Source organism: Sphingomonas faeni (genome assembly GCF_003053745.1).
Taxonomy (GTDB): Bacteria; Pseudomonadota; Alphaproteobacteria; order Sphingomonadales; family Sphingomonadaceae; genus Sphingomonas; species Sphingomonas faeni.
Map to the genome: position 1 here is coordinate 83,426 of NZ_QAYE01000004.1, position 14,961 is coordinate 98,386.

General features: G+C 67.1%; 13 protein-coding genes. 7 read left to right on the forward strand and 6 right to left on the reverse strand.

The window, feature by feature from the left end; genetic code table 11:
- Nucleotide 1 precedes the first annotated feature (1 nt).
- A complete protein-coding gene (locus C8J25_RS08715; RefSeq protein WP_107954090.1) occupies nucleotides 2-1,498 on the forward strand; it encodes an efflux transporter outer membrane subunit in 1,497 nt (498 codons plus the stop codon).
- 143 nt (nucleotides 1,499-1,641) lie between these two features.
- On the opposite strand, the gene C8J25_RS08720 is transcribed toward C8J25_RS08715, so the two are convergent.
- Nucleotides 1,642-2,238 carry an NADPH-dependent FMN reductase gene (locus tag C8J25_RS08720; RefSeq protein ID WP_244186914.1) on the reverse strand — a complete coding sequence of 199 codons (597 nt, stop codon included), beginning with the start codon at nucleotides 2,236-2,238 and terminating at the stop codon, nucleotides 1,642-1,644.
- A 226-nt stretch (nucleotides 2,239-2,464) separates the two neighbouring features.
- Between C8J25_RS08720 and C8J25_RS08725 the strand changes: the two genes are divergently transcribed.
- The 3 genes from C8J25_RS08725 to C8J25_RS08735 all read left to right on the forward strand — a co-directional run bounded on the left by C8J25_RS08725 (nucleotide 2,465) and on the right by C8J25_RS08735 (nucleotide 6,785).
- Nucleotides 2,465-4,618: a transglycosylase domain-containing protein gene (locus C8J25_RS08725; RefSeq protein ID WP_107954297.1), complete on the forward strand. Its 2,154-nt coding sequence runs from the start codon at nucleotides 2,465-2,467 to the stop codon at nucleotides 4,616-4,618.
- 248 nt (nucleotides 4,619-4,866) lie between these two features.
- Nucleotides 4,867-5,868 (forward strand): threonine aldolase family protein, encoded by a 1,002-nt coding sequence (locus C8J25_RS08730; protein ID WP_107954092.1) that lies wholly within the window; start codon nucleotides 4,867-4,869, stop codon nucleotides 5,866-5,868.
- A complete protein-coding gene (locus tag C8J25_RS08735; protein ID WP_244186915.1) occupies nucleotides 5,865-6,785 on the forward strand; it encodes a DMT family transporter in 921 nt (306 codons plus the stop codon). The genes C8J25_RS08730 and C8J25_RS08735 overlap by 4 nt, the downstream gene beginning before the upstream one ends.
- On the opposite strand, the gene C8J25_RS08740 is transcribed toward C8J25_RS08735, so the two are convergent.
- Both C8J25_RS08740 and C8J25_RS08745 read right to left on the reverse strand, forming a co-directional pair.
- Nucleotides 6,698-7,534, reverse strand: coding sequence for a Rossmann-fold NAD(P)-binding domain-containing protein (locus tag C8J25_RS08740; RefSeq protein ID WP_107954094.1), 837 nt, complete (start codon nucleotides 7,532-7,534; stop codon nucleotides 6,698-6,700). The two genes, C8J25_RS08735 and C8J25_RS08740, sit on opposite strands and share 88 nt — an antisense overlap.
- Nucleotides 7,531-9,237: a M28 family metallopeptidase gene (locus C8J25_RS08745; RefSeq protein ID WP_107954095.1), complete on the reverse strand. Its 1,707-nt coding sequence runs from the start codon at nucleotides 9,235-9,237 to the stop codon at nucleotides 7,531-7,533. Before C8J25_RS08745 ends, C8J25_RS08740 begins: the two co-directional genes overlap by 4 nt.
- Before the next feature lie 106 nt (nucleotides 9,238-9,343).
- Here C8J25_RS08745 and pepN point away from each other — a divergent pair, with 106 nt between their 5' ends.
- Nucleotides 9,344-11,932 carry an aminopeptidase N gene (gene pepN / locus C8J25_RS08750; RefSeq protein ID WP_107954096.1) on the forward strand — a complete coding sequence of 863 codons (2,589 nt, stop codon included), beginning with the start codon at nucleotides 9,344-9,346 and terminating at the stop codon, nucleotides 11,930-11,932.
- Nucleotides 11,933-11,983: 51 nt separating this feature from the next.
- Here the strand turns inward: pepN and C8J25_RS08755 are convergent, their stop codons facing one another.
- On the reverse strand, nucleotides 11,984-12,433 hold the full coding sequence (locus C8J25_RS08755; protein ID WP_244186917.1) for a nucleoside deaminase: 450 nt from the start codon (nucleotides 12,431-12,433) through the stop codon (nucleotides 11,984-11,986).
- A gap of 51 nt (nucleotides 12,434-12,484) precedes the next feature.
- Complete coding sequence (locus C8J25_RS08760) at nucleotides 12,485-12,703, reverse strand: hypothetical protein (protein ID WP_055874129.1); 219 nt, start codon at nucleotides 12,701-12,703, stop codon at nucleotides 12,485-12,487.
- 182 nt (nucleotides 12,704-12,885) lie between these two features.
- Between C8J25_RS08760 and rpmB the strand changes: the two genes are divergently transcribed.
- Nucleotides 12,886-13,185 carry a 50S ribosomal protein L28 gene (gene rpmB / locus C8J25_RS08765; RefSeq protein ID WP_056053386.1) on the forward strand — a complete coding sequence of 100 codons (300 nt, stop codon included), beginning with the start codon at nucleotides 12,886-12,888 and terminating at the stop codon, nucleotides 13,183-13,185.
- A 98-nt stretch (nucleotides 13,186-13,283) separates the two neighbouring features.
- Here the strand turns inward: rpmB and C8J25_RS08770 are convergent, their stop codons facing one another.
- Nucleotides 13,284-14,309, reverse strand: a complete 1,026-nt coding sequence (locus C8J25_RS08770) for an esterase-like activity of phytase family protein (protein WP_208622558.1) — start codon at nucleotides 14,307-14,309, stop codon at nucleotides 13,284-13,286.
- A gap of 156 nt (nucleotides 14,310-14,465) precedes the next feature.
- Here C8J25_RS08770 and C8J25_RS08775 point away from each other — a divergent pair, with 156 nt between their 5' ends.
- Nucleotides 14,466-14,870: a glycine zipper 2TM domain-containing protein gene (locus tag C8J25_RS08775; RefSeq protein ID WP_107954098.1), complete on the forward strand. Its 405-nt coding sequence runs from the start codon at nucleotides 14,466-14,468 to the stop codon at nucleotides 14,868-14,870.
- Nucleotides 14,871-14,961 lie beyond the last annotated feature (91 nt).

Sequence of the window (14,961 nt, forward strand, 5' to 3'; positions counted from 1 at the left end):
GATGTTCTCGACCAAGATCTCCAGCCGCACCGCGCTCACGTTCGCTGCCGGGCTCACGCTCGCCGGGTGCAATCTCGCCCCCAAATACGTCCGCCCGGAGCTTCCCGTGGCGCCGAGCGGACCGATCGGGCCAGCCTATTCGGCCGGCAACGCCGCGAACGCGATCGTACCGGCGGACACCGCGTGGGAGGCGTTCTTCACGGACGACCGTCTGCGCGGCGTGATCCGCCTCGCGCTCGACAATAACCGCGACGTCCGCATCGCGGTCGCCAATGTCGCGCAGGCGCGCGCGCAATACCGCGTCCAGCGCGCGGATCTGTTCCCTACGCTTGGCGCGACCGGCAGCGCGACCTACCAGAAGTCGCCGTTCAACGCGGTCGGCGGCGGTGGCGTCGGCGGCGGCACGGGTGGCGGTGGCACGGGTGGCGTTGGCGGAGGAACCGGCGCAGGCGCGGTGGCCGGCAGCGGTCGTATCGACATCTACTCGGCCAATGTCGGCGTTTCGGCTTGGGAGATCGATCTCTTCGGCCGCATCCGCAACCTGACGCAGGCACAGCAGGAAGCGTATTTCGCGGCGGAGGAAAACCGCAACGCAGCCCAGGTCTCGCTGATCTCGGAAACAGCGACCGCGTGGCTGACGATGGCCGCGGACCAGGACCGTCTCAAGATCGCGCAGGATACCGAGCGCGCGTTCGGCCAGACGCTGAAGCTCACGCAGGATCGTTTCCGCATCGGCATCGCCTCCGAACTCGAAGTGCGTCAGGCGCGCACCACCTATGATCAGGCGCGCTCGGACATTGCCGACGCGACCACGCTGATCGCGCAGGACCAGAACGCGCTCAACCTGCTCGCCGGGACGACCGTGACGCCGGAGCTGCTCCCCGCGCGGATGCCGGACAAGACGCCGACGCTGGAGAATCTGCCAGCCAACCTGTCGTCGGAGGTGCTGTTGCGCCGTCCGGACGTCGCCGCGGCCGAGCATAATCTGATCGCCGCCAACGCGAACATCGGCGCGGCGCGCGCGGCATTCTTCCCGAACATCTCGCTGACCGCAGCGTTCGGCACGCTCAGCCTCGGCCTGTCGAACCTGTTCGGCAGCGGCAGCCAGCAATGGTCGGTCGCGCCGTCGATCACGCAGCCGATCTTCGATTTCGGCCGCAACAAGGGTAACCTGCAATACGCCAAGGCGACGCGCGACGCGATGCTGGCCACGTACGAGAAGAGTATCCAGACCGGCTTCCGCGAGGTCGCCGACGCGCTGGCGCGCCGTGGCACGATCAACAGCCAGCTCGAGGCGCAGACGTCGCTGCGTGATAATGCGGCGGGTGCGTACAATCTGTCGCAGCTCCGCTTCCGCGCCGGGATCGACCCGTTCCTGAACACGCTCGATTCGCAGCGCGCACTCTACACCGCGCAACAGAGCCTGCTCGCGACACGCCTGGTCCGCGACAGCAACGCGGTCGAACTCTACCGCTCGCTCGGCGGTGGCCTGAAGTAAGGCCCGCTTCCAACGGCATGACCTGCCCCCCTCCCTGGAAGGGAGGGGCTGGGGGTGGGTAGGCCTGCTAGTGTCGCGACGTCTGGACAGATCGAAACCGACCCACCCCGAACCCCTCCCTTTCAGGGAGGGGCGAGAAGGTCCTAGTTCGCCGGCTCGGACAACGGCGCGAACCGCGCAACCTGCCGCCCGACCAGCCGCAACTGCTCGAGCACCGCAGGATCGCTCGCCCCGCCCTCGTCGTCGAACTTCGTCACCTGCGTATTGATCGCGGCGGCAAACGGCGTCGGCCACCCGCGCAACGCATGGACGATCGAGCGCAACGCCGCGATCGTGCTCCCCGTCGCCTGCCAGCCGTACGCCGTGGCGATCAGTCCGACCGGCATGTCCGCCAGATACGGGCGTTCGTCGCGCGACGTCTCCTCCAGCAGGTCGAGCGCGTTCTTGACCACGCCCGAGATGCTGCCGTGATAGCCCGGGCTTGCGATGATCACCGCCGATGCACCACGTACGGCTTCCACGAACGCCTGCTCGTCCGCTGTCCGCGTGGTCGCCTTCGGATCGTACAGCGGCAGCCGCGCCATGTCGGCACCGCCGAACATCTGCGTGCGATAGCCCTGCTTCTCGACCGCATCGAGCGCGATCCGCAACGCGCGCTCGGTCGACGAGACGCCGCCGATCGTGCCGCCTATGCCGACGACCAGCGGCAGAACGGCGGGAAGAGTGCCGGAAGCGGCCACGGTTTTATCCTGTTCGAACGTCATGGGATGCTCTTTCCCGTTTCGTCGCGCGATGACAACAGCTTCGGTCGGTTCTCGTCCCGCGAACGTCGTGCCGCTGTCGCTAAGCCCCTGTACACGTTAAGCATGCGCAGGAACGAACGGCGTAAGCACAGACTTGCCCGAGCTGTCATAGAACGATAATACACCTGAAGTCCGCCGCTTGGCCGACCCGCTGGAACGACCGATGCGCCCCGATCCCTTCGACACCAACCGTTCCGGCTCCAGCGGCGATCGCGAGCCCTACGCCTATGAGCGCGAGCGGCTGATCACCGAACGCGAGCGCCTGCGTCAGAAATACGAAGCCGAGCGGGACGGCGAAGATCCCGCCCCGTATGATCGCGACTTCGGCGCGGCCTACGCCACCCCCAGCGCGCCACGACGCAAGCGCCCGATCGGTCGCTGGATCCTGCGCGGAGCGGGGATCGGCATCGTCCTGCTGGTGATCGCAATCATCTGGCTGGCGATCACCGCGCCGCTGTCAAAGTCGCTCCAGCCGCCGACCCCGCCCTCGATAACGCTCACCGCGGACGACGGCACGCCGATCGCGCGACGCGGCGCGATCATCGGCAAGTCGGTCGATGCCTCGAAGCTCCCGCCCCACGTCACGCAGGCGTTCCTCGCGATCGAGGACCGGCGCTTCTATTCGCACTGGGGCGTCGATCCGCGCGGCATCGCGCGCGCGGCATGGGCGAACATGGGCTCGGGCGGCGTCCGCCAGGGCGGCTCGACGATCACGCAACAGCTCGCGAAGAACGCGTTCCTCGATTCGGACCGCACCGCGACGCGGAAAATCCGCGAGGCGATGATCGCGTTCTGGCTCGAGGCGTGGCTGTCGAAGAACGAGATCCTCTCGCGCTATCTCTCGAACGTCTATTTCGGGGACAACACCTACGGGATCAGCGCCGCCGCCAAGCATTATTTCGGCCGCACCCCCGACAAGCTCAACGTCGGCCAGGCGGCGATGCTCGCCGGTCTGGTCAAGGCGCCATCGCGCCTCGCCCCCACGTCGAACCTCGAAGGCGCGCGCAAGCGGGAGGCCGTGGTGGTCAGCGCGATGGTCGACGCGGGCTTCCTCACCAAGGCGGAGGGCGACGCGGTCCAGCCGCAGCGCGTGCTCGGCAGCCGTCCGTCGCAGCTCCCCAACGGCACCTATTTCGCCGACTGGATCCTCCCCGAAGCGCGCGACCAAGCCGGCGAGATCAAGACCGAGGCGACCGTCCAGACGACACTCGACCCGCGGTTACAGCGCGCAGCAGAACGCACCATAGCGCGCGCGGGTCTGCGTCAGGCACAGGTCGCACTGGTGGCGATGCGTCCCGATGGCCGCGTCGTCGCGATGATCGGCGGCAAGAACTACGCGAAAAGCCCGTTCAACCGCGCGACGCAGGCCCGGCGCCAGCCCGGCTCGACCTTCAAGCTGTTCGTCTACCTCGCCGCGATGCGGCAGGGGCTGACGCCCGATTCGACGATCGAGGACCGCCCGGTCACGATCGGCGACTGGACGCCGAAGAACAGCGACGGCCGCTATCAGGGGACGATCACGCTCCGCCAGGCGTTCGCGCGCTCCTCCAACGTCGCCGCAGCACGTCTCACGCAACAGGTCGGCGTCAAGGCGGTGATCAAGGCGGCGCGCGATCTCGGCATCTCGACGCCAATCCCGAGTGAGGCGACGATCGGCCTCGGCACCTCGACGGTGTCGCTGCTCGAACTGACCGCCGCCTATGCCGCGATCGCGCGCGAGCAATATCCGGTCCAGCCGCGCGGTCTCGCCGACGTCCGCGAGAAGGGCTGGTACCAGTCGCTGACGGGTGGCGCGACCGAGATGCCGAGCAAGATCCACGACGAGATGCTCGACCTGCTGGCGGCTTCGATCCGCACCGGCACCGGGCGCGGCGCGAACCTGACGGTCGACGCGTTCGGCAAGACCGGCACGACCTCGGACAACAAGGACGCGCTGTTCGTCGGCTTCGCGCGCGATCTGGTGGTCGGCGTATGGGTCGGCAACGATGACAATTCGTCGAACCCCGGCCTGTCGGGCGGCGGTATCCCCGCACGGATCTGGCGCGACTTCATGCAAAGCGCGCTGGGCATCGCACCGATCGCTGCGCCGGCGCCCGCTGTCGAGGAAGTCGATCCTGACGCACTGCCGGCGGAAGACCAGGAGAATTCCATTCTGCCGTTGGGCGGGGAGATCGAAGGAATGGGCTTCAACCTGAAGATGGGCGAGGACGGCACCATCTCCGTCGGCCCCTCCCGCCGCGACCGCCAGGAAGGCCCGCCCCCCCGCGACGATCGCCGACCGCCGGAGGAAGAACAAGGGCCCGACGATGGGCAGTAGAACCCTGATCGGCACCATCCGTCACTCAGCACCACTTCAGAGATTAGGCACCACCCCCAGCTATTAGGCACCACCCCGGCGGAGGCCGGGGCCCAATTGGAAAGGTCGCGGTAACGACGCGCAGCCTTCGCCACCTGCCGCCCCCAATTGGGCCCCGGCCTTCGCCGGGGTGGAAGAGCAGCTTTGATGTGCGTCTGAGCGGCCTCACCCCCGTTGACGCCACCACCGCATCGCAGCATGTCTCACGCATGCGCTTCTTCTCCGACAACGCCGCCACGATCCACCCGCAGGTCATGGCCGCGATCGCCGCCGCCGACACGCTCGACACCGCCTATGCTGGCGACGCGTGGAGCCAGCAGCTCGACGGCCGCCTGTCCGCGCTGTTCGAGACCGACGTCGCCGTCCTCTGGGTCCCCACCGGCACCGCCGCCAACTGCCTCGCGCTGGCCGCCCTCTGCCCCCCGCACGGCGGCATAGTCTGTCACCGCGACGCGCACATCCAGAACGACGAGGGCGGCGCCCCCGAATTCTACACCCACGGCGCCAAGCTGTTCCTAGCCGACGGCGACGGCGCCAAGCTGACCCCCGACACGATCCGCACCGTCATCGACGCGATCCCCGACGACGTCCACCGCGTCCAGCCGCACGCGATCTCGATCACCAACGCCACCGAATATGGCCGCGTCTACCAGCCGCACGAAGTCGCGGAGATCGGCGCGCTGGCGAAGGAGCGCGGGCTCGGGTTTCACATGGACGGCGCGCGCTTCGCCAACGCGATGGCACGCGTCGGCTGCTCGCCCGCCGAGATGACGTGGCGCGCCGGTGTCGACGCGCTGAGCTTCGGCTTCGTCAAAAACGGCGCGATGAGCGCGGAGGCGCTGGTCTTCTTCAAGCCCGACCTCGCCGCCGTCACGCAATACCGCCGCAAACGCGCCGGGCTCCTCCTATCGAAGGGGCGGTATCTCGCCGCACAGATCCTCGCGATGCTCGAAGACGACCTCTGGCTCGCCAACGCCAAGGCTGCGAACGACGCCGCCGCCAAGCTCGCCACCGCGGCCAGCGACCGCCTCGTCCACCCGGTCGAAGCCAACGAAGTCTTCCTCCGCGCCACCCCCGAAGAAGCCGCCGCCCTCCGCGCGAAGGGCTTCGACTTCTACGACTGGGCGGCGGGCGAGATTCGCCTCGTCACCGCATGGGACAGCCCCGCGGACGCAGTCGGCCTCCTCGCCGACGCCCTCCGCGAGCTGTGACCGGCCCCACCGATCCACCACAGTCGACCCGTGCGGCCGTACTGATCCCGTTCGGCATCGTGACGCTGATCTGGGGCTCGACCTGGCTCGTCATCCGCGACCAAATCGCGGTGGTGCCGCCGAGCTGGTCGATCAGCTACCGCTTCCTCGTCGCCGGCATCGCGATGGCGATCTACGCAGGCATCAAGCGCGAGAGCTTCAAGTTCGACGCGCGCGGCTACGCGTTCGCGGCCGTGATCGGCATCGCGCTGTTCACGTTCAACTTCAACTTCGTCTACCGCGCAGAGCATTACGTCACCTCCGGGCTCGTCGCGGTCGTGTTTGCGCTGCTGCTCGTCCCCAACGCGATCTTCGGCCGCATCTTCCTCAAGCAGCGCCTTGGACGACAGCTCATGGTCGGCTGCGCGGTAGCGATGGCGGGGGTCGCGTTGCTGTTCGTCAACGAGGCGCGGGTCGATCCGCACGGGCCGCGCTCGGCGACGATCGGCATCGTCCTGACCTTGTGCGGCGTGATGGCGGCGTCGGTCGCCAACGTCATCCAGGGCAGCGCTTTCGCCAAGCGCTATCCGATGGCACCGACGCTCGCGATGGCGATGCTGATCGGCGCGACCCTCGACGCGGCGTTCGCCTGGATCACCACCGGCCCGCCGGTGTTCGAGCCGCGCTTCGGCTATGTCGCGGGCATCCTCTATCTCGGCGTGTTCGCGTCGGCGCTCGCCTTCCCGCTGTATTTCAACGTCATCCGCGCGATCGGCCCGGCCAAGGCGGCCTATTCGGGTGTCATCGTGCCGGTGATCGCGATGCTGCTATCGACGATCTTCGAGCGCTATCATTGGTCGACGCTGGCCGTCGCCGGCGCGATCCTGTCGGGCATCGGACTAGTCATCGCACTCAGCGCACGCAGACCCGCGCGGTAGTCGGGCCAGGCGGGCGTCCAGCCGAGCACCCGCTTGGCCTTGCCGTTCGCCACCCGCCGGTTCTCGTTATAAAATCCGCGCCCCATCGCCGAGAGTTCCTCGAGCGTCACGAACGGCGGCGCGGGCATCCCAAGCAACATCGCCGCGAACGCCACCACGTCGTTCTGCGACGCAGGCACGTCGTCCGCAAGATTATACGCCCCTGCCGGCGCATCGAACCCGGCGATCACACCCGAGACGATATCGTCGACATGCGCGCGACTAAATACCTGTCCGGGTTGCTCGATCCGGTGCGCCTTGCCCTGTCGCACCCGGTCGAGCGGCGAGCGGCCAGGACCATAGATCCCCGGCAACCGAAACGTCCGCGCACCAATGGCGAGCCAGTCCGCATCCGCCGCCGCCCGCGCGCTCCGACGACCGCCACCGATGGGTGCCGTCTCGTCCACCCACGCGCCTTGAGCGTCACCGTACACCCCGGTCGACGACAGATACCCGAGCGACGCCCGCGTCCGCAGCAACAGCGAACCGTAGCGACCGAGCACGGGGTCCGCCTCATGCTCGGGCGGCACCGACGACAGGATGTGCGTCGCCGCCGCGATCTCCGCCGTCACCGCGTCCACATCGTCGAACCGGAGCGTATCACCCCGCCCATCCCGCGTCGTGCCGACGACATGCCAGCCATCCGCCGCGAGCCGCTCGGTAAGCCGCGACGCGGTGTAGCCGAGACCGAAGACCAGCAGCCGGCTCATTTGCCCACCGCCGCGCCAGCCATCGGCCCCTTGTAGAGCGTCCCAAAGTAATCGCCCGCGTTCCACACCGGCCGCTGCGCGCCATCGGCGATCTCGCGCGCGATCCGGTAGTTCGCATCGACGAACCGCACGCCCTGATCCCACAGGATCGGCTGCGTCAGGTCGTCCGACGGCTTGTGATAATTGTTCGCCATGAAATACGCGACCGCAGCCTTGCCCGGCCCTTTCTGACCCGGCCACAGGAACACCGACGGAATACCCTTCTGGACGAAGCGGAAATGATCCGAGCGGACGAAGATGCCCTCCTCCGGCATCGGGTCGGGCGACAGGCCGACGCCGATCGCCGCCACCGCCTTCTGCACGATCGGGCCGATCGTCGAACGCTCGGCACCGAACACGACCATGTCCTCGAACTTGTAGGTCAGGATCGGCATGTCGAGGTTCACGTCCGCGACGATCGAGCTCAGCGGCACGGTCGGGTGATTGGTGAAGTAATCGCTGCCGACCAACCCCTTCTCCTCGCCGGTGACGGCCAGGAACATGATGGTCCGCTTGGGCGCCTGCCCGCTGGCCGTGAAGCGCTTGGCCTCCTCGATCAGGCTGGCGATGCCGATCGCATTGTCGAGCGCGCCGTTGTTGAGCGAGTCGCCCTTCACGGGCTTCGTGATGCCGATGTGATCGAGATGGGCGGAGAGCACGACGACCTCCTTGCCGACCACCGGATCGCTGCCCGGGATCACGCCGACCACGTTGCTGCTCGCGCCGGGCACGAAGCTCGTCTTGGTCGCAACGGTCAGCGTGCCGACCAAGGGCACTGCCTTGAACTTCGCATTGTCGCTGTCTGCCTGCTTCACGATTCTGGCCCAAGGCGTCTTCGCACCGGCGAACAGCTTGGCCGCGCCGACCATGCTGACCGTGCCGAGCGAGGGCGCGCCGGGCGCATCGACCTTGCCGGTGCCGTCGGGATTCGCCCACGTCATCCGCGGCGTCGCGTAGAACTCAGCCATCTTGCCGAACGTCCGCACCTTGGCCGAGCGCGGGCTTTCCAGCGTAATCACGCCGACCGCGCCCTTGGCCTGCGCGATCGCCGCCTTGGTGCCGCCCGAGCCGAAGAACGCACGCTCCTCGCCACCGAACCGCGCGGGCGAGCCGCCGAAATACGCGACGATCTTGCCGCGCACGTCGACGCCCTTGTAGTCGTCCTGACCATATTGCGGCGCGTCGATGCCGTAGCCGACGAACACGACGGGCGCCGAAACGCTGGTCTCCGCCTTCGCGCCGTTCGCGGCGGGCACGTAATCCTCACCGAACACGAGCGGCTGCGCAGGCCCGCGACCCGTCCAGACGAAATCGCCCTTGCTCGCGGCCTTGTAGCTGACCAGCGGCACCGCCTGAAGATATCCCCCCGCATCGCCACCCGGACGAAGCCCCGCGGCATAGAACTGCGCGGCGACATATTGCGCGGCGATGTCGAACTCGGGGCTGCCGGCCTCGCGACCCTTCATCGCATCCGACGCGAGAAACAGCACATGCGCCTTCATCGCCGCCTGATCCGCCGGCAGCGGCGCAGCGAGCTTGGCGTTCAGCTCGGCCGTACTCGGAGCGGTCACCGGAGCCGGCGCGGGGGCAACTTGGGGCGCAATCTGAGCAAGGGCAGAGGTAGAAAGCGCGAGCAACGCGAGCGCGCCGATAGGACGATACATCCGGAAATCCTTGCAAAGGGAACGTGTTGCAGCGGCGTAGCACCCACCGTCACCCGCGCAAGCTTTGGCTGGCGATAGGCGGGCGCAGCCCTATATTCGCAAACATATGCTCGATATCCAGAACAGTCTCGCCCACCCGCTCGTCATTCGCCGCGAGGACTATACCCCGCCCGAGTGGCTGGTCCCCGAGACGAAACTGGATTTCGACCTCGATCCCTCCACCACCCGCGTAACGGCAACATTGTCCGTCACGCGCAACGGCGATCACGCCGCACCGCTCCGGCTCGACGGCGCGGGCCAGAAGCCGCTGTCGGTCACGGTCGACGGCGTGACCATTAACGACTGGCGGATCGACGGCGAACAGCTCGTCATCCCGCTCACCGGCGCCGCACACGTCGTCGAGACTCAGGTCGAGATCGCACCCGATCGCAACACGCAGTTGATGGGGCTCTACGCCTCGGGCGGCAATCTTTGCACCCAGTGCGAGGCGGAAGGCTTCCGTCGCATCACCTACTTCCCCGATCGGCCCGACGTCCTCAGCGTCTATTCGGTGCGGATGACCGCCGACAAGAAGCACTTCCCCGTGCTGCTCGCGAACGGCGACCCGGTCGAACAGGGCGATCTCGACGACGGCCGCCACTGGGCGACCTGGCACGACCCTTTCCCCAAACCCTCCTACCTGTTCGCGCTGGTCGCCGGCGATCTCGCGGTGAACCGCGGCAGCTTCACGACGATGTCGGGCCGGGAAGTCTCGCTTGGTATCTGGGTGCGCGAGGCCGACCTCCCCAAGACCGACCACGCGTTGAAGGCGCTAGAGCTCGCGATGGCGTGGGACGAGACGACCTATGGCCGCGAGTATGATCTGGACGTGTTCAACATCGTCGCGGTCGACGACTTCAACTTCGGCGCGATGGAGAACAAGGGCCTCAACATCTTCAACTCGCGCTACATCCTGGCCGACCCGGATACCGCGACCGACTACGATTACGACGCGATCGCCGCGGTCGTCGCGCACGAATATTTCCACAACTGGTCGGGCAACCGGATCACCTGCCGCGACTGGTTCCAGCTATCGCTGAAGGAAGGCTTCACCGTCTATCGCGACCAAGGCTTCTCCGCCGACCAGGGCTCGCGCGCGGTCAAGCGGATAGAGGACGTCCGGGGCCTGCGCGCGTCGCAATTCCCAGAGGATTCCGGCCCGCTCGCGCACCCCGTGCGGCCTGAATCCTACCAGGAGATCTCGAACTTCTACACCGCGACGATCTACAACAAGGGCGCCGAGCTGATCCGGATGATGGCCGCGATCCTCGGACCGAAGGGCTTCCGCGCGGGCACCGACCTGTATTTCGACCGCTATGACGGCACGGCGGCGACCTGCGAGGATTTCGTCACCTCTATGGAGAAGGGCGGCAAGGTCGACCTCACCCAGTTCCGCCTCTGGTATTCGCAGGCGGGCACGCCGCGGGTTTCGGCAAGCCTGTCGCACGACGGCGACCGCACAACCCTGCACCTCGCACAGCAGGTACCTGCGACGCCCGGCCAGCCGGTCAAGTCGCCGATGGTGCTACCGTTGCGGGTGAAGCTGTTCGGTGCCGAATCGGGTACGGCGCTGACCGACGAGCGCCTCGTCCTGTTTGACGACACGCTCGACACGATCGAATTCGAAAATCTGGCCGAACGCCCGGTGCTGTCGATCAACCGCGGCTTCTCCGCCCCGGTGGTGGTCGAGAGCGACCGCACCGCCGCCGACCTCGCCTTCCTCAGCGCGCACGACGACGATCCGTTCGCGCGCTACGAGGCGATGCAGCAGTTGATGCTCGATACGCTGGTCGCCTCGGCGGGCGGGCATGCGGATCACGAGGGCGTCATCGCCGCGGTCGCGAACACGCTCGCCAATACCGATCTCGATCTCGCGTTCGTTGCGGAAGCGGTGTTGCTGCCGTCGGAGAGCTTCATCGGCGACCAGATGGCCGTCGTCGATCCCGACGCGATCTTCCGTGCGCGCGAGGCACTGCGCCGCGATCTCGGCACGCGGCTGGAAGCGCAATGGCGGCAGGCTTATGCGCGTGGCGAGGGTCAGCCCTATGCCTATATCCCGGAGGGCAAGGGCCTGCGCCGCCTGCGCACGGTCGCACTCGGCTATATAGCGGCGAGCGGCGCGGCGGATGCGGCGGACCTCGCGTTCGCGCAGTTCGATTCGGCGGACAACATGACCGACCGGATGGGCGCGCTGACGACGCTGGTCAGCAGCGAGTCCGAGATCCGCACCACTGCGCTCGACATCTTCTACAGCCAATATTGCGACAATCCGCTGGTGCTCGACAAGTGGTTCCAGGCGCAAGCGCAGTCGTCGCGAGACGATACCGGCGCGATCGTCGCGGGGCTCGCCGAGCATGCCGACTTCACGCTGAGCAACCCAAACCGCGCGCGATCGCTCATCGGCGCGTTCGGCGCGAACCAGCGGGCGTTCAACAATGCCGACGGGAGTGGATACCGGTTCCTCGCGGACCAGCTGATCGCGCTGGACCGCCTCAACCCGCAGACCGCGGCGAAACTCCTGCCGCCGCTGGGGCGCTGGCGCCGGTTCGACGCGGCGCGCGCCGGATTGATGCGCGCGGAACTGGAGCGGATCGTGCGGACGCCGGGGCTGTCGAAGGATGTGTTCGAGCAGGCGTCCAAGAGCCTGGAGGGCTGAACCGATTTGATCCTCCCCCGCCAGGGGGAGGATCGCAGGATCGCAACGCCCCTACCGGCGGCTTGTAAAGAACTCGCGCAGGATCATCGCCGCCTCGGTCTCGGCAATCCCCGCATAAACCTCAGGCCGATGATGACACGTCGGCTGCCCGAAGAACCGCGGTCCATGCTCGACCGCCCCGCCCTTAACATCCGCTGCCCCATAATAGAGCCGCGAGATCCGGGCATGCGCGATCGCCCCGGCACACATCGCGCAAGGCTCCAGCGTTACCCACAGATCGCACCCCTCGAGTCGGTCGCTGCCCATAACCAATGCAGCAGCACGAATCGCCTGGATCTCGGCATGCGCAGTCGGATCGCACAACGCCCGCGGCGCATTCGCCCCCGTCGCGATAATCACGCCGTCCTTAACGACAACGGCGCCAACCGGGACTTCCCCAGCCAGCGCCGCATTGCGCGCCGCGTCGAGCGCGCGGCGCATAGGGTCGGGGACAGGGAACATGGCCTCAGGCCCTGCCCTGCCGCCTGCCCCGCGTAAACACCCGCGTAAAGATCAGTTCGGCGCCTGGCTGTTGGCGGGCTTCTCGACGTTGATCGTCGGCACCGCCACGGTCTTGTTCTCGGTGCCGAGCGTGACCTTGGCGACGTCGGCCTGGAACTTCGGGGCCTGGACGACGCCCTGGCGGGTCTGGTCGATGTTGATGATCCCGAAATACATCAGGCCGACCACGACGAGCACCACAATCGCGACCAGTGACAAGAGCGTACGCATGGGACATCCCCTTTTATTGAACAGTTCGATAGCGTAACAACGTCGTCGATCGCTGTGGGTTGCACAATGCTCATTGCGGACGACCGTAGGCACGTTTCACGTGAATCGGTTGACGAAAGCCGGCGTGCCAGCTATCCGCGCGCCTTTCCGGGGTTCCTCCCGACACTTGAATAGGTAATCACATGTCGCGCATCTGCGAACTGACCGGCAAGGGCCGGATGGTCGGGAACAACGTCTCCCACGCCAACAACAAGACCAAGCGCACGTTCCTGCCGAACCTGCAGAACGTCACGCTGCTGTCCGATTCGCTCGAGAAGGGCGTCAAGCTGCGCGTCTCGACGCATGGCCTGCGCACCGTCGAGCATAACGGCGGCCTCGACAACTGGCTGGTGAAGGTCTCGGACGACAAGCTGTCGCTCCGCGTTCGTCGCCTGAAGCGCGAAGTCGTCAAGAAGATCGCAGCCTCGGCCGTCGCCGCCTAACAGCGACGGTTGGCGGTCGTCGCCTACAAGCGACGTCGTACTGCGATCACCGCGGCCCGCCCTGCACCTAGCAGGGCGGGCCGTCGGCGTTTGTGTAGTCAGCGATCCAGCCGGAACTTCAGCAGCAGCGTGCGCTGGAGAAACATCTGGTTGTCGTCCGACACGATCCACACGATCCTCGCGCCGTTCACGACCGTCGTGTCGATCCCCTCGAAATTATCGTGGATCAGCGGCGCGTCGATCGTCGCGATCAGCCGGCCGCGTGCGATTCGCCCCGCCGCCACGTCCCGCGCCGCGACCCGCGATATCCGCGCCGAAAACGTGAACGGCAGCCGGAAACCACGATCGAGCACGAGCAGGTCGCCGTTCGGCAACGCGGTGGCGTCCGACGGGTCGTATCGCCCAAACGGTTCATACGCGAATCGCTCAGGCACCCCCGCCCCCGTCGGATCGCCCGCGAAGATCAGCGCCTGCCGCGTGTGCAACCGCTCGCGTTCCGACCCGGACCAGTCCGGCCGACGCACATGCGCCTCCTCGCTGATCACGACGAATCGTCCATCGGGAAGCCGCGCCATCGATTCGGGTCCACCGTTCGACGGCCATTTCCGCATAGCCTCGGGCACCACTCGCGCTTCGTACCGCGCAAATCCCGCGGCATAACGCCAGATCGAATTGCTACTCTCGAAGCCGACCCAGACCTTTCCCGTTACCGGATCGATCGCCATCGATTCGCTGTCACGGTCGCGTTTCTCCCAGCCGATGCCGGGCCCAGCGGGGAGGTTCTTGAACACGACCCGGTGCGGGCGCCAGTCGGTCCCCATGTCGAACTGCACGATGTTGCCGCCGTCGCTCAGCATCGTGAAGCGGTTGCCCGTCGCGGCCGGCGCAACGTCGAGCGACGAGAAACCCCCGAACGCCGGATCGCGACTGTCGAGCGCCACCCCGCCGAGATAAGTGAGCCCGCCTACGCGCACATGCCGCGGGTTGGTGCGATCGAGCATCACGCGCGTCGCGGTCAGCTGTGCCCGCTTGCCGAGCAGGTCGAGCCGCGCTTCGCCCGACCAGGTGGGCACGATCGCACAGACGCTCACGGCGACGAACAGGACAGTGATCAGGCGCCGCATCGCGTCCCTCATAGGGTGTCCGGCGATCCGCGGAAGCATGAACAGCGGATAACGGAGGCATTCAGGCTCGGCTCAATGCGAATCACTCATAAGCGTTTCATCGAGGATGGAAGCACGGCCCCCGCCGCCGCCGAAATCCCCAACGGGAGACGCACGATGTTCAAGACTTTTACTCTCGCCGCCAGTGCCCTCGCATTGGGTGCGACCGCCCTCGTTCCCGCCGCCGCCGATGCGCAGCGCTGGGGCTCGCGCTACGAGCGTGGCTACGATGGCTATCAGGGTGGCGGCTATCGCGACGGTGGCTACGATCGTGGCTATCGCGGCGACGACCGGGGCTACCGCGAGTATCGCGGCAACGACCGCCGCTACAACGCACGCAGCCGTCGCGGCTGCGACAACACCGGCGGCACGATCATCGGCGCCCTCGCCGGCGGCCTGCTCGGTCACACCGTCGCCGGTCGTGGTGACCGGACGCTAGGCGCAGTCCTCGGTGCGGCCGGTGGCGGCCTAGCCGGCAACGCGATCGATAAGTCGGATAACCCGGGGTATTGCCGGCGGTAAGCCCGGCAAAGCCCGGGCCGGTGCTCGCCGCGAAAGCGGTCGAGCAACCGCCGGCACGGACGGCGGGCAGGCTAAGCCTGTCCCGACCGAC

Excerpts from the sequence above, each read along its gene's own strand:
- C8J25_RS08715 (WP_107954090.1), top strand. The coding sequence starts at position 2 with ATGTTCTCGACCAAGATCTCCAGCCGCACCGCGCTCACGTTCGCTGCC.
- C8J25_RS08725 (WP_107954297.1), top strand. The coding sequence starts at position 2,465 with ATGCGCCCCGATCCCTTCGACACCAACCGTTCCGGCTCCAGCGGCGAT.
- C8J25_RS08730 (WP_107954092.1), top strand. The coding sequence starts at position 4,867 with ATGCGCTTCTTCTCCGACAACGCCGCCACGATCCACCCGCAGGTCATG.
- C8J25_RS08740 (WP_107954094.1), bottom strand. The coding sequence starts at position 7,534 with ATGAGCCGGCTGCTGGTCTTCGGTCTCGGCTACACCGCGTCGCGGCTT.
- C8J25_RS08745 (WP_107954095.1), bottom strand. The coding sequence starts at position 9,237 with ATGTATCGTCCTATCGGCGCGCTCGCGTTGCTCGCGCTTTCTACCTCT.
- pepN (WP_107954096.1), top strand. The coding sequence starts at position 9,344 with ATGCTCGATATCCAGAACAGTCTCGCCCACCCGCTCGTCATTCGCCGC.
- C8J25_RS08755 (WP_244186917.1), bottom strand. The coding sequence starts at position 12,433 with ATGTTCCCTGTCCCCGACCCTATGCGCCGCGCGCTCGACGCGGCGCGC.
- C8J25_RS08760 (WP_055874129.1), bottom strand. The coding sequence starts at position 12,703 with ATGCGTACGCTCTTGTCACTGGTCGCGATTGTGGTGCTCGTCGTGGTC.
- rpmB (WP_056053386.1), top strand. The coding sequence starts at position 12,886 with ATGTCGCGCATCTGCGAACTGACCGGCAAGGGCCGGATGGTCGGGAAC.
- C8J25_RS08770 (WP_208622558.1), bottom strand. The coding sequence starts at position 14,309 with ATGCGGCGCCTGATCACTGTCCTGTTCGTCGCCGTGAGCGTCTGTGCG.
- C8J25_RS08775 (WP_107954098.1), top strand. The coding sequence starts at position 14,466 with ATGTTCAAGACTTTTACTCTCGCCGCCAGTGCCCTCGCATTGGGTGCG.